Annotated in this window: 16 protein-coding genes; 1 reads left to right on the forward strand and 15 read right to left on the reverse strand. The window is 49.5% G+C overall.

The window, feature by feature from the left end; genetic code table 11:
• Positions 1–54: 54 nt before the first annotated feature.
• From C1714_RS10710 to C1714_RS10730, 5 genes are read right to left on the reverse strand one after another with little or no spacing between them, the layout of a single operon-like run.
• Positions 55–1,197, reverse strand: coding sequence for a cell division protein FtsQ/DivIB (locus C1714_RS10710; RefSeq protein ID WP_102343256.1), 1,143 nt, complete (start codon positions 1,195–1,197; stop codon positions 55–57).
• Positions 1,188–2,084 (reverse strand): UDP-N-acetylmuramate dehydrogenase, encoded by an 897-nt coding sequence (gene murB / locus C1714_RS10715; RefSeq protein ID WP_102343257.1) that lies wholly within the window; start codon positions 2,082–2,084, stop codon positions 1,188–1,190. Before murB ends, C1714_RS10710 begins: the two co-directional genes overlap by 10 nt.
• The gene (gene murG / locus C1714_RS10720) at positions 2,071–3,147 is read right to left on the reverse strand and encodes an undecaprenyldiphospho-muramoylpentapeptide beta-N-acetylglucosaminyltransferase (protein WP_102343258.1); all 1,077 of its coding nucleotides are present in this window, start codon (positions 3,145–3,147) and stop codon (positions 2,071–2,073) included. Before murG ends, murB begins: the two co-directional genes overlap by 14 nt.
• A 36-nt stretch (positions 3,148–3,183) precedes the next feature.
• Entirely contained in the window at positions 3,184–5,481 is a 2,298-nt protein-coding gene (locus C1714_RS10725; RefSeq protein WP_102343259.1) for a YfhO family protein, read from the reverse strand.
• Between the two features lie 25 nt (positions 5,482–5,506).
• Positions 5,507–6,517 (reverse strand): acyltransferase family protein, encoded by a 1,011-nt coding sequence (locus tag C1714_RS10730; protein ID WP_102343260.1) that lies wholly within the window; start codon positions 6,515–6,517, stop codon positions 5,507–5,509.
• Between the two features lie 236 nt (positions 6,518–6,753).
• On the opposite strand from C1714_RS10730, the gene C1714_RS10735 reads away from it, so the two are divergent.
• Positions 6,754–7,746, forward strand: coding sequence for a DUF362 domain-containing protein (locus C1714_RS10735; protein WP_102343261.1), 993 nt, complete (start codon positions 6,754–6,756; stop codon positions 7,744–7,746).
• Between the two features lie 596 nt (positions 7,747–8,342).
• Here the strand turns inward: C1714_RS10735 and C1714_RS13870 are convergent.
• The 10 genes from C1714_RS13870 to C1714_RS10785 all read right to left on the reverse strand — a co-directional run bounded on the left by C1714_RS13870 (position 8,343) and on the right by C1714_RS10785 (position 17,200).
• Positions 8,343–8,549 (reverse strand): hypothetical protein, encoded by a 207-nt coding sequence (locus C1714_RS13870; RefSeq protein ID WP_167850028.1) that lies wholly within the window; start codon positions 8,547–8,549, stop codon positions 8,343–8,345.
• A gap of 542 nt (positions 8,550–9,091) precedes the next feature.
• Entirely contained in the window at positions 9,092–9,697 is a 606-nt protein-coding gene (locus C1714_RS10745) for a recombinase family protein (RefSeq protein ID WP_102343263.1), read from the reverse strand.
• 178 nt (positions 9,698–9,875) lie between these two features.
• On the reverse strand, positions 9,876–11,228 hold the full coding sequence (locus tag C1714_RS10750) for an ATP-binding protein (protein ID WP_102343264.1): 1,353 nt from the start codon (positions 11,226–11,228) through the stop codon (positions 9,876–9,878).
• Between the two features lie 22 nt (positions 11,229–11,250).
• Positions 11,251–11,481 carry a helix-turn-helix domain-containing protein gene (locus tag C1714_RS10755; protein ID WP_342587478.1) on the reverse strand — a complete coding sequence of 77 codons (231 nt, stop codon included), beginning with the start codon at positions 11,479–11,481 and terminating at the stop codon, positions 11,251–11,253.
• Positions 11,482–11,581: 100 nt separating this feature from the next.
• Positions 11,582–11,803 carry a hypothetical protein gene (locus C1714_RS10760; RefSeq protein ID WP_210115331.1) on the reverse strand — a complete coding sequence of 74 codons (222 nt, stop codon included), beginning with the start codon at positions 11,801–11,803 and terminating at the stop codon, positions 11,582–11,584.
• 428 nt (positions 11,804–12,231) lie between these two features.
• Entirely contained in the window at positions 12,232–12,510 is a 279-nt protein-coding gene (locus C1714_RS10765) for a hypothetical protein (RefSeq protein WP_102343265.1), read from the reverse strand.
• A 176-nt stretch (positions 12,511–12,686) separates the two neighbouring features.
• A complete protein-coding gene (locus tag C1714_RS10770) occupies positions 12,687–12,953 on the reverse strand; it encodes a hypothetical protein (RefSeq protein WP_210115332.1) in 267 nt (88 codons plus the stop codon).
• Positions 12,954–13,281: 328 nt separating this feature from the next.
• Entirely contained in the window at positions 13,282–14,949 is a 1,668-nt protein-coding gene (locus tag C1714_RS10775; protein ID WP_245305121.1) for an ABC transporter permease, read from the reverse strand.
• A 4-nt stretch (positions 14,950–14,953) separates the two neighbouring features.
• Positions 14,954–16,084 (reverse strand): ABC transporter ATP-binding protein, encoded by a 1,131-nt coding sequence (locus C1714_RS10780; protein ID WP_102343266.1) that lies wholly within the window; start codon positions 16,082–16,084, stop codon positions 14,954–14,956.
• A gap of 33 nt (positions 16,085–16,117) precedes the next feature.
• Complete coding sequence (locus tag C1714_RS10785; RefSeq protein ID WP_102343267.1) at positions 16,118–17,200, reverse strand: extracellular solute-binding protein; 1,083 nt, start codon at positions 17,198–17,200, stop codon at positions 16,118–16,120.
• Positions 17,201–17,260 lie beyond the last annotated feature (60 nt).

Raw genomic sequence — 17,260 nt, forward strand, 5'->3', positions numbered from 1 at the left:
GCGCTTCAATTATACCGGATCAGGCTCCTTTTGCAAAGAAACTGGAAAACAGGCTCAGCCATTGCCGCCCGATGCAGCGTTACCGGCGTTGTCCTGCGTGCCGGTGTTATCCGTGGTCGTGTCATTGGCTGTGCTGCCGCCGGTATCGGTGCCGCTTTCGCCCGTATTCTCGTCGGGAATCACAAGCGTGCCGGTATCATAGTAGCCGGAGAGATAGTGGTCGAGGAAATCGGGATCCGGATCATCGGCGCCGGTAGTGTCAATCGGGATCAGAATCCAGTTGCCCGACTTATCGAGATAGTAGTTGCCGTTTTCATCCTGGTAGTAATGCTTGACGACGCGGTCGCCCCACTTGTTGGTGACATAGGTGCCGTCATCGTTCATCCAGTAATCGTAGCTGACGGTTTCCTGATCCCACGGGCAGGCGGCGGAATAGGCAACGCTTCCCCCTTCACTGGCATAAAGGCAGTAGCTCTTGTTAGTCAGATACGCCGCAAACTGATCATACTCATTGAGACAGGAAAGCGTGTAGTAGCTGGCAAACAGAATTCCTCCGTCGGCCATCCGTACTTCAAGCGCCTCATCATCGTAGCTGAGGGAATACTGCGACACTTCCGAGATGGAACTGATTGTCGAGGCGGAAAGGCTGGAAAAGGCATTCGCCAGAAGATGCGTCTGCTGGTCTTCATCAAAGCCCGTAACAAACGGGATCCGCGACAGCATTGACATGTAGTCACTGGTCAGATCCGCCGTCGTGCCATCGGTGCAGAGAATCACCGGCGTATCGCCGTCATAGCGGTAGCCGAAGGGCTGACGCTCGGTGACGGTGATCTCGATGACGTTGTCCTGTACCATCGAGACGGTGCAGTCGGAGATCAGCGGATCACTTTTGACCCTGGCGGCGATGCCGTCCGGAAACTGGAGATAGTAGAAGCTGTTCAGCGTTACGCCGGAGATGGAGCGGATGTAGTCAATGGAAAGATAGTTGTTGCCCTTGACTGAGATTGCCCGTACCCGCGACAGCGGCGAAAGGCCATAGAGCACAGCGATCAGAGCCAGTGCAGACAGGATGCCGAGCAGATACCATTTCTTCCAGCCGCGTTCAAAGTCGCGGTTGTCATTGATGGCCGCGCGCTCCTCAAACAGGCTGTCGACGCCTTCCATCGGATGGAGTTCTGTAGGATCGTTTACTTCCAATTGAATTTCTCCACTTCCATATGCAGGTCAATCTGATACTGGTCCCGCACCTTCTGCTGGATCTCTTCCACAAGCTGAAGGAAATCGTCTGCCGTCGCATTGCCGGCGTTGACGATGAAGTTGCTGTGCTTTTCGGATACCTGAGCGTCACCGCACCTGTGTCCCCGATACCCGATGCCGTCGACAAGCTTCCATGCCTGCAGGCTGTCCGGGTTGCGGAAGACGGAGCCGGCACTGGGCATATTGAGCGGCTGGGAAGCCATGCGGCGTTCACGTCTTGAATCCATGAGTTCATGAATTTCGGTCGGATCTTCGCTCTGCAGTACCATGCGTACGGCAATGATGACCCAGTCGGAATGCGACTGGAACAAAGATGTCCGATAAGCAAAGCCGCATTCGCTGGCCGGGATCCATTCAAAGCGTCCGTCACGGTATACAAATACGGCATCAAGAACGTGGCTCATGTCCGACCGGTAGGCACCGGCGTTCATGAACGCAGCGCCGCCGACGGTGCCGGGAATGCCGCTGGCAAATTCCAGGCCGCTGAGCCCCTTCTCCATCGCCTTGTAGCTGAGGGCGATGATGGAACAGCCGGCCTCGGCCAGGACACAGTTATGGACAAAGGAAAAGTTGTTGAATTTCTTGAGGCGGATCACGGCGCCATGAAACGGTTCATCGGAACACAGCAGATTGGAGCCGTTGCCGAAAATCTTGAAGGGAACACCGGCATGACGCAGAATCCGGATCACCGCATCGAGGGCAACCATGTTGTCAGGATAAATGACATAATCCGCAGGTCCGCCGATATGCAGGGTCGTTAACTCTGCCAGAGGCTTATCCACCTCTACGGTGGCAATCTGGGAAAGGATCTTCTCAAGCTCTTTCATGTGCTATCTCCATCAGCCAGTCGGCTGTCGTTTCGGCCGCAGCGGGGCGGGCCAGAGTCTTTGCCTTGAGGGACATGGCGGTACGTGCCGCTTCGTCCTTCATCAGGCGGTTGACGGCGTCAGCCAGACGTTCGCCGCTGAGATCCTTTTCTTCGATCATCTCGGCAGCGCCGGCATTGACGAATTCCCGGGCGTTATAGACCTGGTGGTTGTTGGGTACGTAGGGGGAAGGGATCAGGATCGCCGCTGTCCCGAGCGCAGACGCTTCGGCCAGCGTCGTCGCTCCCGCTCTCAATACGGCAAGGTCACACTGCCGAAGCATGGCGGAGCCGTTGACAAATTCAACGATGTGGACATTCGCATTCTGGGCATGGACAAAGTGATAATCATTTGCCTTGCCCGCTGCGATCAGCACCTGAAAATCCGGATCCAACAGACCCAGGGCATCATCGACAGCCGCCGAGACGGAATCCGAGCCAAGTGACCCCATCATGACAAACACAAAGGGCCGCAGCGGATTGAGGCCGTAGGCTTCAAGAAGCTCGGGATGAGGCGCCTGACGGACGGCATGCGTCGCCTGCGGGTTGCCAAGACACCTTGCCTTTGCAATGCCTTCGATGCTGGAGGGATAGGCCGCCTCCACGGCATCCGCATAGCGTACAAGATACCGGTTGGCTTTGCCCATGAACGAATTCTGTTCGCTGATCATCGTCGGAATATGAAGACGATGGGCGGCGGTGATCACGGGGACGCTGATGTAGTTGCCAAAGCCGACCACCGCATCGGGCTTTTCCTTCTGCAGGATGTCAGCACATTCCCTTTCCTCTTTGATCATGGAAACAGCACTTTCAACCTTGTTCCAGAGGCCGCCATAGGTGCTTTTGACTTCAATGCCGATGAAGCGGTAGCCTGCCGATGGGATCAGGGTCGCTTCCATGCGGGACGAGGAGCCGATGAATACGACTTCAAGCCCCGGATTCTTTTCAATCAGTACTTCGGCAAGGGCGAGACCGGGATAAATATGTCCGCCGGTTCCCCCTGCCGCAATCATTACCTTTTTCATAAGCACCGCAATTCTATCACACCGCCTGTGCCCTTATCAGTGCCTGGTTGCATGGGAATTGGTGCGGCGATGATGACATAAAACAAGGCCGGCAAGAACAATCCCGCTGCAGAAACTGATCACAACGCCTTCTTTGAACATTGGAACCGCATACTGAAACAAAATATCAGATGTACCGGCCGGCAATACGAGGCCGATGAAGCCGCCGTCGCTGACAATCGTTTGTGCCGCCTGCCCGTTGACGGCAACGCTCCAGCCCTGCGCTGCCGGTACGCTGAATACCCAGAAGGCATCCGCGTCATTGGTAATTGTAAATGACAGCGACGTACCGCTGTACGTTACCGGCGAAGCAGACATTGGTACCTCTGAACATGTGTCCAAAAGATCTTCATACATGTCATCCGGTACGACCGCTGTAGTTTCCAGCAGTGAAAGGATCCGTTCATGGTTTTCTTCGGGCTGCTCGGCAAGCTGGTCGAGAAGCGAAGCTCTGCTCAGATCCCTGACGCGGAATGCCATACCCTCTACACTGTCATTTTGATAGACGTTGAAGTGCTCGCTTGAAAAGAACGGCTCATCGCTTCGTACCGAAGAATACTTGGGTGAACAGATGGAATACTTCGTATCGAGCAATGCAAACTGGCCCGCATCCTGCAGATTGAACTGCCAGCTGACATCCGGATAGAGGCCATACCAGGAGAGATAATCATGCAGTGAGGGTTCATAGAGGCTGTCGTAGCTTGAAAGCGAAGGAATGCCATAGTACATGCCCGCATTGGCAAGGGCGTTCTGATCACTCTGAATACCGGTTTCAAGATCGACGCGGAAGAATGAGGAGTCCATCTCTTTCAGCTGCGTCATGATGAATTGAATCTCTTCATCATAGGCAAGATATTCGGCTTCACTTCCTTCGCTGATGGCACTGCGCATGGAATAATTTCCGAGTAACAGCGCTTCCGAAACAGCAAGAACCATGACAGCCTTCTTCCTTCCACGAATCAGAAGAACCGTTTCCAGGATCACAAAGACGGCCCCCGCCGCTAACATCAGCCGTTCCGGATAATGATCATGAAAAGAAATGCCGCTGCATGCCGGAATCACTACGCCAAGACATGCGATTATCAGCACCAGGACAGCAGCACTCCGTTTCAGCACAGCCGGCTCCAGCGCATTTTCAAAAGCTTCAGAGCCAAGCAGCACCAGGCAGAGTACCGCCATGAACGAATAGCGCAACGAATACGTCAGATGAAAGAACAGTCCGATCTGCGGAGAGGCAAACATGGCGAGTGTCACAGCGAAAATCATCCGGTTCCACTTCTTCCCCCTGAAAGCCTGAGGCACCAGCAGCAGAGAAAGCGTCCCGGCATAGGTACCGATCTGATAGAAGTAGTACCAGTAATCGTGATACAGGAGATTGCTGCCGCGGATCACCGGAATGAAAAAGCTCATCACAATGGCGCAGATATTGGTAAGGCTCCAGTGACTGTAATGATTCAGCGACGTGGAAAGACGCGGACTGTTGAGCATCGCGTGAAGAGTTGGAACGACAAGGAAGCCGGCAAGGCCGATGCCAAGCAGAATCAGAACCAGTGACTGCAAGGCAGTACCAACAAACGAGGAGGAAAAGCTCCCTGAACGAGTCTGTTTACTCTCTTTCCAGCGGACAATGAAGTAAAGGATGCCGAATACACCCAGCGGCCAGAGAAGATAGAAATTGATGCATGAAAGAAGAGCGCTCGCAAAGGCGAGCAGATAAGGCCGCCGTTTCTGGATCATGTCTTCCAGACCCGCCAGAAACAGCGGAAGGAAGGCATAGAAGCTCAGAAACTGAACCTGCTCAAGAAAGACATCACTCCAGCCGCTGAACATGAACAGGATGCTGAAAAGAGCGACGGAGCGATCCGAGCGGTGCAGGCGACGCAGCCATACAGAACAGCAGACACATGCCGTAAGCAGGCGCAGTCCGGTGAGAAGAAACTGTACCGTTGGAAGATAGGAAATCACCTGAAACAGCAGATAGCCAAACCAGGCAAACGGATCCCCGATCAGAAACAGAGCCTTTGAAGTATAGAACGAATTGCCGAGAAAGCTGTTCCAGCTCCAGAAGATCTGTCCGCTGTCGATCAGACGATAGAACTCACGGTAATACGGCAGCGACTGGCGCACATAGTCATAGGAAATCAGATACGTATCTTCCAGAGACAGACTCTGATGCCTCAAAAGCGAATATACAAGCTTCCAGCTGTACGGCAGAAAGTACACAAAAAGAAGGCAGACCGCCAGCAGCGCAAGCCGTAAATAAAAACGGGTCGAAGAATGATTCACATGTTTCATCGGTAAAATTCTAGCAGAATACACCTTATTTCGTTTTATCTTCTAATTTTTTGTTTTTCTGAATTGAAATATGATTTTTGCAATAGATATAAAGCCAACTGAAAATACTGCACATTAGGACTGTGAAAAGGAACGTCTGAATGATCTTTTCAGGAGAACTCCATAACGCATAAAAATACATATGGCTGTAATAAAACAGTCTGCTTGCTTTCCTTGCTGTGCTGGCAGATCTGACAGGCCTGGAGACGCTTAAGCTCCATGCAGAAATCCAGAGAATGGAAAAGTACGCCGGGAATGAAACGGTTGAATATCCGATGTGAAACACAAACGAAATCGTAATAGCGGCCGCAATCACAACTGCTCCATATGGCCATTTCTTTATGAGGGTATTGAGATTTTTATAAACCAGTCCGCCAAGCAACAGGTAAGCCGGGGCTGTGAACAGTCTGCCGTTCCGGATGGTATCGATCATGATCTGCTTATACGAAATCTGATTCAAATACGCCGCGAACACAAAGAAAAGAATGCTTGTGATTACCATCAAACTCTGCTTTTCACTGCCACTGTGCGTGCAAAAAAAGTGAAGAAAAATCAGGCCGTAAATCATCGCCAGAAGATACCACAGCTGCCATGAAAGATTCTGCTCACCGGCAAAGAGATAATTCCGAAGCACTAATAAAATGACGTCCGTCAAACTGGTCCCTGTTGAATACTTGAAAATCCAGCCTTTGATCGATAAGGGAAGATATATAACAGACAACAGAACATAAAGACGAAGAAATTTTTTCAGCTCATTAATAATCACCTGACGATTTCCTGTTTCATGGATCCTTTTGAAAATGAAAAAGCCGCTGAACGTAAAGAAAAAAGGAACAGCCAATGCTTCTAAATAAGCAAAAATGGTGATCGCCAGAGCAGACGAAAAGACTTTAATAAGGTCGGTATGGATTGCTATCACAAGAACTGCGGCAAGGAATTTGATCCAGTCCGCAATGTAGTATTGTCGCCGATTCAAATCTTCAATCTCCCCTTTCATTGTTTTCGTTTCATTCTCTTAAGTCCAGTAAAATAGAGTCAATTTGCCGCTTTATCGCTTTCTTCTTCACAAAGAAGGACCTTAACCCGAAAAAATTACGGACGGATCGAAGAATGATGCACGTGTTTCATCTGTAAAATTCTAGCACAGAGCCGCGAGAGACAATCCGGACGGGATTGTGTTTTCGCTTCCAAAAGCATATACATTGGTACAATAGTCATATAGGAGGTTTCATCATGTCAGAAACCAGAGACGGCAGTGTTTATGTTCCGTATGATCAGCGTACGGGCGGTGAATCCATCGTTTACTTTACGAGAGATCTTTCGGCAGCGGGGCTGAAGAAAGCCTATGAAAAGGTCAATTCGGTCATTCATGGAAAGATCGCGATCAAGCTCCACACCGGTGAGAAAAACGGTCCGAACATTCTTCCCCGTCCCTGGGTTGAGGAACTGATCAAGGATGATATTCCGGGCGGTACGATCGTTGAGACCAATACGTATTATGAAGGCGACCGCTATACAACTGAGCAGCACCGTGAAACCCTGAAGGTCAACGGATGGACCTTCTGTCCGGTCGACATCATGGATGCGGACGGTACGGCGGATCTTCCGGTCAAGGGCGGCAAGTGGTTCGACCACATGAGCGTCGGAAAAAATCTGTTGAACTATGATTCGCTTGTGGTTCTCACCCATTTCAAAGGTCATACCCAGGGCGGCTTCGGCGGCTCCAACAAGAACATCGGTATCGGCTGTGCTGACGGCCGCATTGGTAAAGCCATGATCCATACCTATCCGGGCAAAGATCAGTGGTCCATTGGTGAAGAAGAGTTCATGGAGCGGATCGCGGAATCCAGCAAGTCGGTCGTGGATCATTTCGCTCCTTCGATCTGCTTTGTCAATGTGATGCGCAACATGTCAGTTTCCTGCGATTGCGAAGGCCTCGCTGCCCAGCCAGTCGTAACACCAAACGTTGGTATCCTTGCCTCGCTGGATATCTGTGCCATTGACTCAGCAAGCGTCGACATGATCTTCGCAATGAGCGAGCGTGACAAGCACGACATGGTCGAGCGTATGGAAAGCCGTCACGGTCTGCGTCAGCTTTCTTACATGCATGAGCTTGGCATGGGCAACCGTAAGTATGTCCTGATCGATCTTGACAACAACGAGGTTCGCATCACCGCAAAAGATGCGGTCAAAGATGTGAAGCCATTCAAGGTGCGTCCGATCTGAGCATCGTTATTTACAGAAAACAGCTCCTGCATTTGCGGGGGCTGTTTCTTTTTTAAGAGATTTCATTAAACAAATCAGTTTCACAGGTTCTCACACCGAGCTAAAGCGGATGTTTTCTCTTGCAATGATGCACTGTAGAAATGCCGGTGTAGACTCACCCGTATCCTGGGCGCGTTGCAATATCCTTCCGAATGCCTGAAAAGTCTTGCATTGATTACCTGCTGCAAGAACAGTACAGCTTTCCCTTCCGCCACAGAAGCATTTCAATCCACTCTGCTAATATCAATTGCACTCAATGATTACAAACTACCAGGAGGACATCTGCGCCTTCAGCCTCCCGCGTGCTGAGCGACACAATGACAGAATAGTATACAGGCTGAATCCTTTGTCACGGTTTGTATTTGCAGTTTTATTCTGCTTTTCTGCGCCATTTTTCAAATGTACTTCTATCAAGTGATTCAGCTAACCGCTAGTCAGCAGATTCAATTGTACCTGAGGTACTTTCTTTTTCTTTACTGTTCCTGTTACTGGTGCCGGGGCTGTCACGAAAAAATTCACGGGAAACGTGACGACAGGAAGAATGAGATGGAATAAAGTCATGACAAAGAATCGAGAATACTGAGAAGAAGATCAATGTCTGTGGAAAACGGCAGCCGGTGCCCATTTGAGTAATCGTCGAGATATTTCTGGCATTCGGTTACAATGCGCTTTTCATTCTTATCAATCACAGTCTGAATCGTCGTGGCAAATACATTGCCTTCGGTCCGGTATCTGACGAGGTACTTCTTAGTAACTGGAAACATCTTGATGTAATGCAAACCGTGATGATTTCCCGCACGAGTTGTCGGCCTCGTTGGGAGCGCGAAATACTGGTCTTTCGGTGTGTTGGAAGAAATATTGGATCGCAGAGGAACAGCAAAGGACCTGTTCACGCCCTTATATTTTAAGCGGATGATTAGAACGCATGGGCGTGCTGTCTTCCTGAGCACCTCTGGGTCTTTTTGGAATTCCTTCAGCAGCGTCTGGTTGACCGTAACAATCTTCATAGCATTACCAATCCTTAAAAAATGGAAGCCTGCCAACAGGCAAGCTTCCTTACACGTAAACGATATTCTACGCCGAAGCACCCCGTCGTTTGCGGAGGCTGAACATACACGTTCATAATATTCTGGCCGTTATGACCGGCAAGCCATTGGCTCACCCATAAAATAGCACAGAAAGTAGCAAGACGCCAGCGCATTTTTCTTAGTAAGGGACATAAAATTCTAACGGCTTTACAAGATAAATTTGCCCTCTGTTATAAGCCTCCAAAAGTACACTTTTCCAAATTATTGACTGGTTTTCCTTAACCAGAGTTTTCGAATTTCCGAGCCTTTCCATAGAAGGTTCCTTCCGGCATTCCGCAGGCATCAGCAGCCTGTCGGAGTGTTATTTTTTTGTTTCGCCATGCCTGATGGATCTCATGAAAGTTTTCTGGAAGAGGGCGCGGCGGCCTGCCAAATTTCACTTCCTTGGCATTTGCTGCCGCTATACCTTCCTGCTGGCGTTTCTTGATGTTCTCGCGCTCAGACTGTGCCACAAATGATAGGATCTGCAATACCAGGTCCGCGATAAAGTTTCCCATCAGATCTTTACCGTTTCTGGTATCCAGGAGCGGCATGTCCAGAACGCAGATGTCAATCCCGATCTCTTTTGTCAGGATACGCCATTGATTCTGGATTTCTTCATAATTGCGGCCCAGACGGTCGATGCTGAGGATATAAAACAAATCTCCCGGTTTCAACTTTCTTACCAGCTTCTTGTACTGCGGTCTGTTGAAATCTTTGCCGGAGAGTTTATCCATATAGATGTTCTTCACCAGAACGTTCACCTTGCTTAAAGCCATTAGTTGCCGATCCTCATTCTGATCAACGCTGGACACCCTGACGTATCCATAAATCTTGTTTTCCATAATGCCTCCTCATTTTGCTCATTAACGCAAAAATGACCGAACTGGCGGCATTACTCCGTCATTCCGGTCATTTCTTAAGACAGAGAAAGCGCCGACAATAACGCCGACGCTTCCATCATCTTTAATATTCAGTTTTCGATGCTTATTACAAGCCGCAAATCAAACAGGGAATGCTTTCTCACTTTGTGATTCGCCAATACCCTTTACGGTCAGAACCGATTCTTTCAATCAATCCCTTTTCTTTTAAAGTCTTCAGGTATTTTGTCACAGAGACTCTGCTGACATTCAGTTTCTCCGCTATCTGCGGAGAAGTATAGCCAGGATCTTCTATAAGTATCTCAAGAGTTTTCTGCTCCTTTTCAGAAAGCTTTTCTGATAACTTTTCTGATAACTTTTCTGATAACCGGCCAGACACCCTGATTATACGATCCTCCGGGCCCGTGAACTTGATCATGATATCACCGGAATTTACTGTATACTCAGGCATCGGTAAGTTGTCAGCGTTCAGAGCATTACAGATCTTCTCAACTCCGCGTCCCCAGCTTTCAATGAATCCGGCAAGGTAAAAGACGTAAGCGATATTCGGGTTGTACGGCTTTGAGGTATGCTTGTTCATCAATTTCTCAAGCGTCCAGTCCTCCGGAAGGCTTCCGACATTAGCAACATATAGCCTGTCTTCATATACGCTGATCTGAACAGGGATTCCGGACTGGTACTGTTTATGGCATACCGCATTCAACAAGGCCTCGCGAAGCGCAGCTTCCGGCACAAAGTACCGCTCGATCCTCTGTATCCCCTCATAGGTTATCTTTGCCCGCATATACTTCAGATAAATCAGCTCGATTGCCTTGTCCACCTGCTCCAGAAGGGATCCATGAACTTCATCCTGGTAAAGAAGATCGGCATCCGTCTTAAAATAGCCGATCTTCAGGAAAGCCCCGAGTTGATACCTTTCCGGATCTTTGCTGAAAAGAAGCATCGCGGCATTGGTCAGATAGTCCCCGTTGATAAGATGCAGCCGGTCCAGCAGAACTTCCTTCGGTTCATCCAGCAGGCTTGAATCAATGCGGCCCTTCTTAGCTGCAAGCTTCTTGAATGCCGCAACAACATTATCATCGACATCATCCATTGTAAAAGCAGGCATCGGGGAGTTATCCCAGGTCGCTCCATGCTTTCTGAGAAGGAACGCTTCCAGCGCCGGACCGGTGAGGATCTGCTTTGTGCTGCCGCTACGATAATGATATACGCCCTTGCAGGAGATCCCGACCGGATAGGAAGGCACATCGATCTCAATATACTCTTTGCCGCCTTCCGTCAGAAGATTAACGCCTACGATGATTCCCATGGCATCACGAACCTTATTCGGGATGTCCTCTAAGAGCTTCTTGGAATTATCGATCCCGACAACATTGCCGTTATCATCACAGCCAATATAAAGCTTGCCTCCTTGCGCATTCGCAAAGCCGCAGATCCATTTCAGATATTCATCCCGCCAGGATTCTTTCCATTCGATATTCTGCTGTTCAGGCATAAGATACCACCTTCCAGTTTTATTATTTCGCTTCCTTTATCTCCGGAAGCTCATCGGTCAATTCGATAACATCTGTGATTTCACACTTCAGAGCTTCACAGATCTTCTCCAACGTTTCCATGCTGATACCTTTGTTCTTACCCATATTAGCAATCATGTTCGTGGTCAATCCAGCCGCAATTCGGAGATCTTCTTTTTTCATGTCTCGATCCAGAAGTGTGTGCCACAAGGGTTTATAGCTGATATGTCTCATAGATATCTCCATTTTCTTCGAGAAGCAAATCTTCCTATAGCACAGGAAACTTATCATAAATCTTGTTATTCAACAAGATTTCCTTGCTTATTTCTGGAGATTATACTGTGTTTTTTGCATATTCACTGGCCGCCTTGCGTCTGCCCTCACTACACGGTGCAAGAAGCGGGATCGAGACACGTGATTTCTGAATTGTATCAGAGACGCTGCCGTGTTCCTTGTTCTCTTCCTTCAGGCTGCAGAGATCCGGGTGCTGAGCTGCAAATATCTTCAGTCTGTTCTTAAGATCGGTATTGAAAGTATAGATATCCCCATGTGTCATCACCCTCTGATGTCAGAAGGATCGTTTCCCGTTCGTACTTGTTTAAGCGGTGCTTTCCCATTTTCGTTTCTCCCTTCATTTTTGCAGGTGAAAAGCCGTCCTTCTGCAACAGAGGGGCGGCTTTGATAATCTGTATCAATGGATACAGATTGTGTTTACTTATGGAAGCCTGCCAACAGGCAGGATTCCTTACACGTAAACGATATTCTACGCCGAAGCGCCCCGTCGTTTGCGGAGGCTGAACATACACGTTCATAATATTCTGGCCGTTATGACCGGCAAGCCATTGGCTCACTCATTAAATAGCACAGAAAGTAGCAAGACGCCAGCGCATTTTTCTTAGTGAGGGGCGGCCTGAATCTCTAAAACCGCTTGCCAAAAGACCGATGCCCCCTCACGCGTGCGTTTTTCTAAATTCAAACAGGGTATTAATCCCTTGCCGCCTGCGGAAAGGAAGTGTAAGTGTAGCAAAAGACGGAACCTACCGCGCGGCAGGTGACAACGCTCTTCATGTTGACTGTCAGAACAGCAGCCGGAACACCGAGTCTCAGGAATGCATGGATCATTCCGATGAACAGGTTCTCCTGCTTGGCATTCGGAAAAAACTCGATGTAGCGGGATCCGCAGTGATGGCACATCATCGCGAAGCACGCTGCGCGGTATGATCCTCCCTTATCACTTTCGACATTCACGAAGCCCCTGTCCATTTGGAACTGTTCACCTGGAGCAGACGTATAACGTTGCCCCCGGCTGCCCTGAGGAGCAACTGCCTTACGTTTTGCCGGAATAAGGTTTCTGTGGTCACTGATTTAGTTCTTAACTCTGGTAAGAACGCCCTTGTATCCATTCTCCTGCAGGCGTTCGAGGATGACATTGGAATTCGTCACTCCCTTACGGAGCAGGTTGTCGATGATCCCGTGTAGCCGATGAGGACCGCATTGCCTTTTTCCCGGCCTGTGTTCCCATGAGCGAAGATCCGGAGTCCATGCTTCTTTGCATTACGCAGTCTCTTGCGGCTGATGCCAGTCCTCCGGAAGAGTTCTGCAAGGTTGACCTTCTTCAAAGAGAACGTATCACCCCGCTCAGCTTTCATCTGTTGCAATGCTTTTGCTACAGTTTCATTGAGGTTATCGATTTCATTTGAACTCATAATCCTCCTTCCGGTATTGGTGTAGTGGTCAACATAACCTCTTATCATTCATTTACGCACGATTGGCCCTTTTAATCCGACTGAAAATGGCCCTTTCTTTCCGACTCGAGAGTGGCTCTTATTGCCCGACCCTAACATCCGTGCCTGTGATTGGCAGCTCCCTGTCACCCTGTAAATGTTACAGGAAATTGCATTTCACTCATTGCAAATCGATATTCGCCCATCGATTCCTTTCATCGCTGCAAAGGCGGGTGAAAAAAAAACGGCGTGACAACTTTCGTCAGGCCGTTTTACTGTAGTTTGAGCGCTGCGTATGACAGCAGCTGTGTTAGAAGGAAATCTCCTTGGTTTTCGAAAAACGCATAAACAACAGCAGCGAAATGATGGTTGTCGCCGTCAAGATGGTCGCATACGCCGCCGCGACACCATAACTTCCGCGCGTCACATTGATATAAACTTCGAGCGTCAGCGTCACGGTCTTGAGGTTGTAAAGAATAATTGCCGTGGACAGCTCCGTAATGATCGTAACCCAGGACAGGATCGCTCCCGAAAGAATTCCGTTTCCCATCATCGGAACAGTAATCTGGAAGAAGGCCTTCATCTTGGAAGAGCCAAGAGAAATCGCCGCCTCTTCAATCGACATCGGAATCTGCTGCAAAATCGCAACCGAAGAGCGGATCGTATACGGCATACGGCGGATCACAAGCGCAATCACCATGATCACGGCTGTTCCCGTCAATACTAACGGCTTCGAGCTGAAGGCAATGACCAGCGCAATACCAATGACCGAACCAGGAATAATATAAGGAACCATCGACAGCGTATCAATGACCTGGTTGGTCTTGTTTTTGCGGCGCACCACAAGGTAAGCGATCAAAATAGCGATCAGCACCGTAATCGCCAAAGCCTCCAGGCCAATGATGAACGTATTTGGAATCGCCCTGTCGACCGAAGCAAACGCTGTCCGGTAACTGTCAAGCGAATAGCCAGGCGCAAACAGCTTGCCCGACGTCTTGCGGAACGATGTATAGATCACATACACCTGCGGCATAAATGAAATTAACACCACCGCCCAGGCGAAGAAATTCATCCAGAAGCTCTTTGCCCCGGAGCATGGATGGCGCTCAATCGGATGCAGCGCATTCATCGTAAACTGAAACTTGCTGTTGGCATAATTCTGCAGCAGGAAGATCAGTGTCGTAATCACGATTGCAATCACGCTGACCGCAGCGCCGAAGCTGTGATTGGTCCCGACTTCCGAAAAATAGGCATTGTAAATAATGACCGGGAAGGTACGGTAGCCTTCACCGATTAATAGCGGCGTACCAAAATCAGCAAATGCACGCATAAATACCAGCAGCGCACTGGCCAGAATCGTCGGCATGCATAGCGGAATCACAACCGTAAAGAACCGCTTCGCACTGGTGCAGCCAAGATTTTCCGACGCCTCCAGCAGCGACTGATCCACATTCTTTAACCCGCCGCACACATACAGAAAAACAAGTGGAAACAGCTGTAATGCCTGCACAAGGAAGATGCCGCGGAACCCGTAGATCGTTGGCAGCGTAATACCGACTGCCTTAAACCAGCCCGTCACCAGACCATTGCGGCCAAGCAGAAGGATCCAGGAATAAGCACCGATAAACGGCGCCGACATACTGCAGAGAATAATTAATACCTGCAGCACACGCTTTGCCTTCAGATCATAGAGCGTATAAAAGTAGGCCAGCGGAACACCGATGACTAACGAAACAAGAGTCACCATAAAGCTGACCTTTAATGAATTCCAGATGGTGGAAGTATAGTATTTTTTCGCAAAGAACTGCCCAAAATACTCCAGCGTAAACTGCCCGTCCACATAGATTGCACTGAATAACAGGCGAACCAGCGGATACAGCAGAAACAGCCCGTACAAAGCCAGAATGCCCCAGGAGATCGCCTTCCAGATATCAAACGGGCTGCGGGCAGAAGAGGATTTCATTTCCATTGCCCTCATGAAACTATTCCCCCTTCTTCAGAAGATCAAGATCATTGACAACGCCCTTCATCAGGCTGCGGCTGCCGTCCTCGTTAAACAGATTCAGCTTCTCCGTCTTCAGCATCAGATGAACATCCGTCCCCTTTTCAATCATGGAGTCGATGCTGGACTCCTGAATAATGACCGCCTTCTCACCATCCGTGAAATGGACAAAGTACGTCGTATTCAAGCCCAGGAACACAGCGTCATCCACCACTGCCTCAACGCCCTTACCATCATTGGATGGATCAACGACCATTTCCTCCGGACGAATGGACGCAATCACATCGCGATCAAAGATTTCTTCCTCGCGGATTGTATCCATGGCCACTTCAAAACCAGCCTTCAGCTGAAGATATGGCACACCGTCCCGCACCGCCAGATGAGCTTTCATCATATTCGTGCGGCCGATAAAGTTCGCCACAAATTGGTTGGCAGGACGCTGATATAAAATCTTCGGCGTTCCCACCTGCTGAATATCCCCATGGTTCATGACGGCAATCCGGTCACTGACCGCCATCGCCTCCTCCTGATCATGGGTCACATAGACCGTCGTAATACCGACGCTGTGCTGAATCTCCTTGATGACCGAGCGCATCTCAACGCGCAGTTTCGCATCGAGATTGGAAAGCGGCTCATCCATCAACAGAACATCGGGCGTAATGGCAAGTGCCCTGGCCAGGGCAACGCGCTGCTGCTGACCACCGGAAAGACGTTCCGGCATCCGGTCCGCATACTGATCTATCTGCATCAGCTTCAGAAACTTCTGTGTCTTCTGTTGAATTTCCTCTTTCGGAAGCTTGCGCTGTTTCAAGCCGAAGGCAACATTTTTTTCAACAGTCATATTCGGAAAAACGGCATAGTTCTGAAATACCATGCCGATATTCCGCTTTGCCGGATCCATATCATTGATCCGGACATCATTAAAAAAGAAGTCACCGCCCTCAATGGAATTGAAGCCCGCAATCATCCTCAGCAGCGTCGTCTTACCGCACCCGGATGGACCAAGGAGGGTGAAGAACTCACCCTCCCTGATATCCAGCGATAAGTCGGAAATGATTGTATGATCACCGTATTTTTTGACGGCATCCTGAATCTTGATGTTTACACTCATATTCGACGATCCCCCGGAAAAACCTGAAGCAGCTTACTCAACGCTGCTCGTAAAGATATCTGTCCAGCGCTGCTGCCACTCAGCCTTGTGCTGTGCACAATAATCAATGTCCTCGTAAGCCACATTGATTTCCGAGAACGGTGTCATCAGATCCGTCGTATTCGAAATCTTCGTATTGGCCGGACGAGCCGTTGTCGTCGCAATGGCCTGCTGTCCCTCATCACTCAGCAGGAAGTCGATAAACTTCTTCGCATTTTCTTCATGCGGAGCGCCCTTGATGATCGCAACACCGGCAGGCAGCCAGACAGCACCTTCCGAAGGATAAACAAGCTTCAGATTCGTTGCCCCATCGACCAGAAGACCAACGCACGGATCCTCATAGGAAACGCCAACGGCATACTCACCATCCGCAACACCCTTATAGATCTTGGAAGAAGAATCCAGCATAATGCCATCCAGGTTCTTGGCAAAATCCTCAACAAACTTCCAGGCGTCTTCGTCATATTCGCCCGGTGTTCCCATCACCAGCAGCATATTCGTTAACTCTGCCCAGGCACTGGAAGAGTTTGCCGGATCACCCATGGCAATATGGCCCTTCAGTTCCGGCCACAGAAGATCTTCATACGAGGTGAAATCATCCGGATTCAAGCCGAGTTCCGCAAAGACATCCTTATTTACCAGCAAAGCCGCCGAACCATCGAGGCAGTAATGCGAAATGATGCCTTTATAAACCTGATACTGCTCAGGCAGCAGCTTATCATTCGGTGAAGTATATTCCTCAAAGTTGTCCGGATACTTTTCCAGCTGCGCAGGATTCATACCGCCGAACATGATATCGCCCTGCGGATTTTCCTTTTCTGAATCGATACGGGTCTGCAGATCCCCGGTTCCTGCCGAAATGACTTCAACCTTGATCCCGGTCTCCTTTTCAAACGCAGGAATCGTAGCATTGATCAAAGAATCCGTATTCGGAGAATAAACGACCAGCGTATTATCTCCCGCTGCCGCTGCGGCAGCCGTTGCACTGCCGGAAGATCCTGAAGCGGATGATGAGCCACATCCCGCCAGGCTTACCGCCATCGTAAGCCCAAGAGCGATACTGAAGATACGTTTCATTATCTTTTCCCTCCATCGCCTGCCTGTGCAAGCGCTTTCTATCTCTATTATCTCACGCTA

It is taken from the genome of Galactobacillus timonensis, from assembly GCF_900240265.1.
GTDB classification, from domain to species: Bacteria; Bacillota_I; Bacilli_A; order Erysipelotrichales; family Erysipelotrichaceae; genus Bulleidia; species Bulleidia timonensis.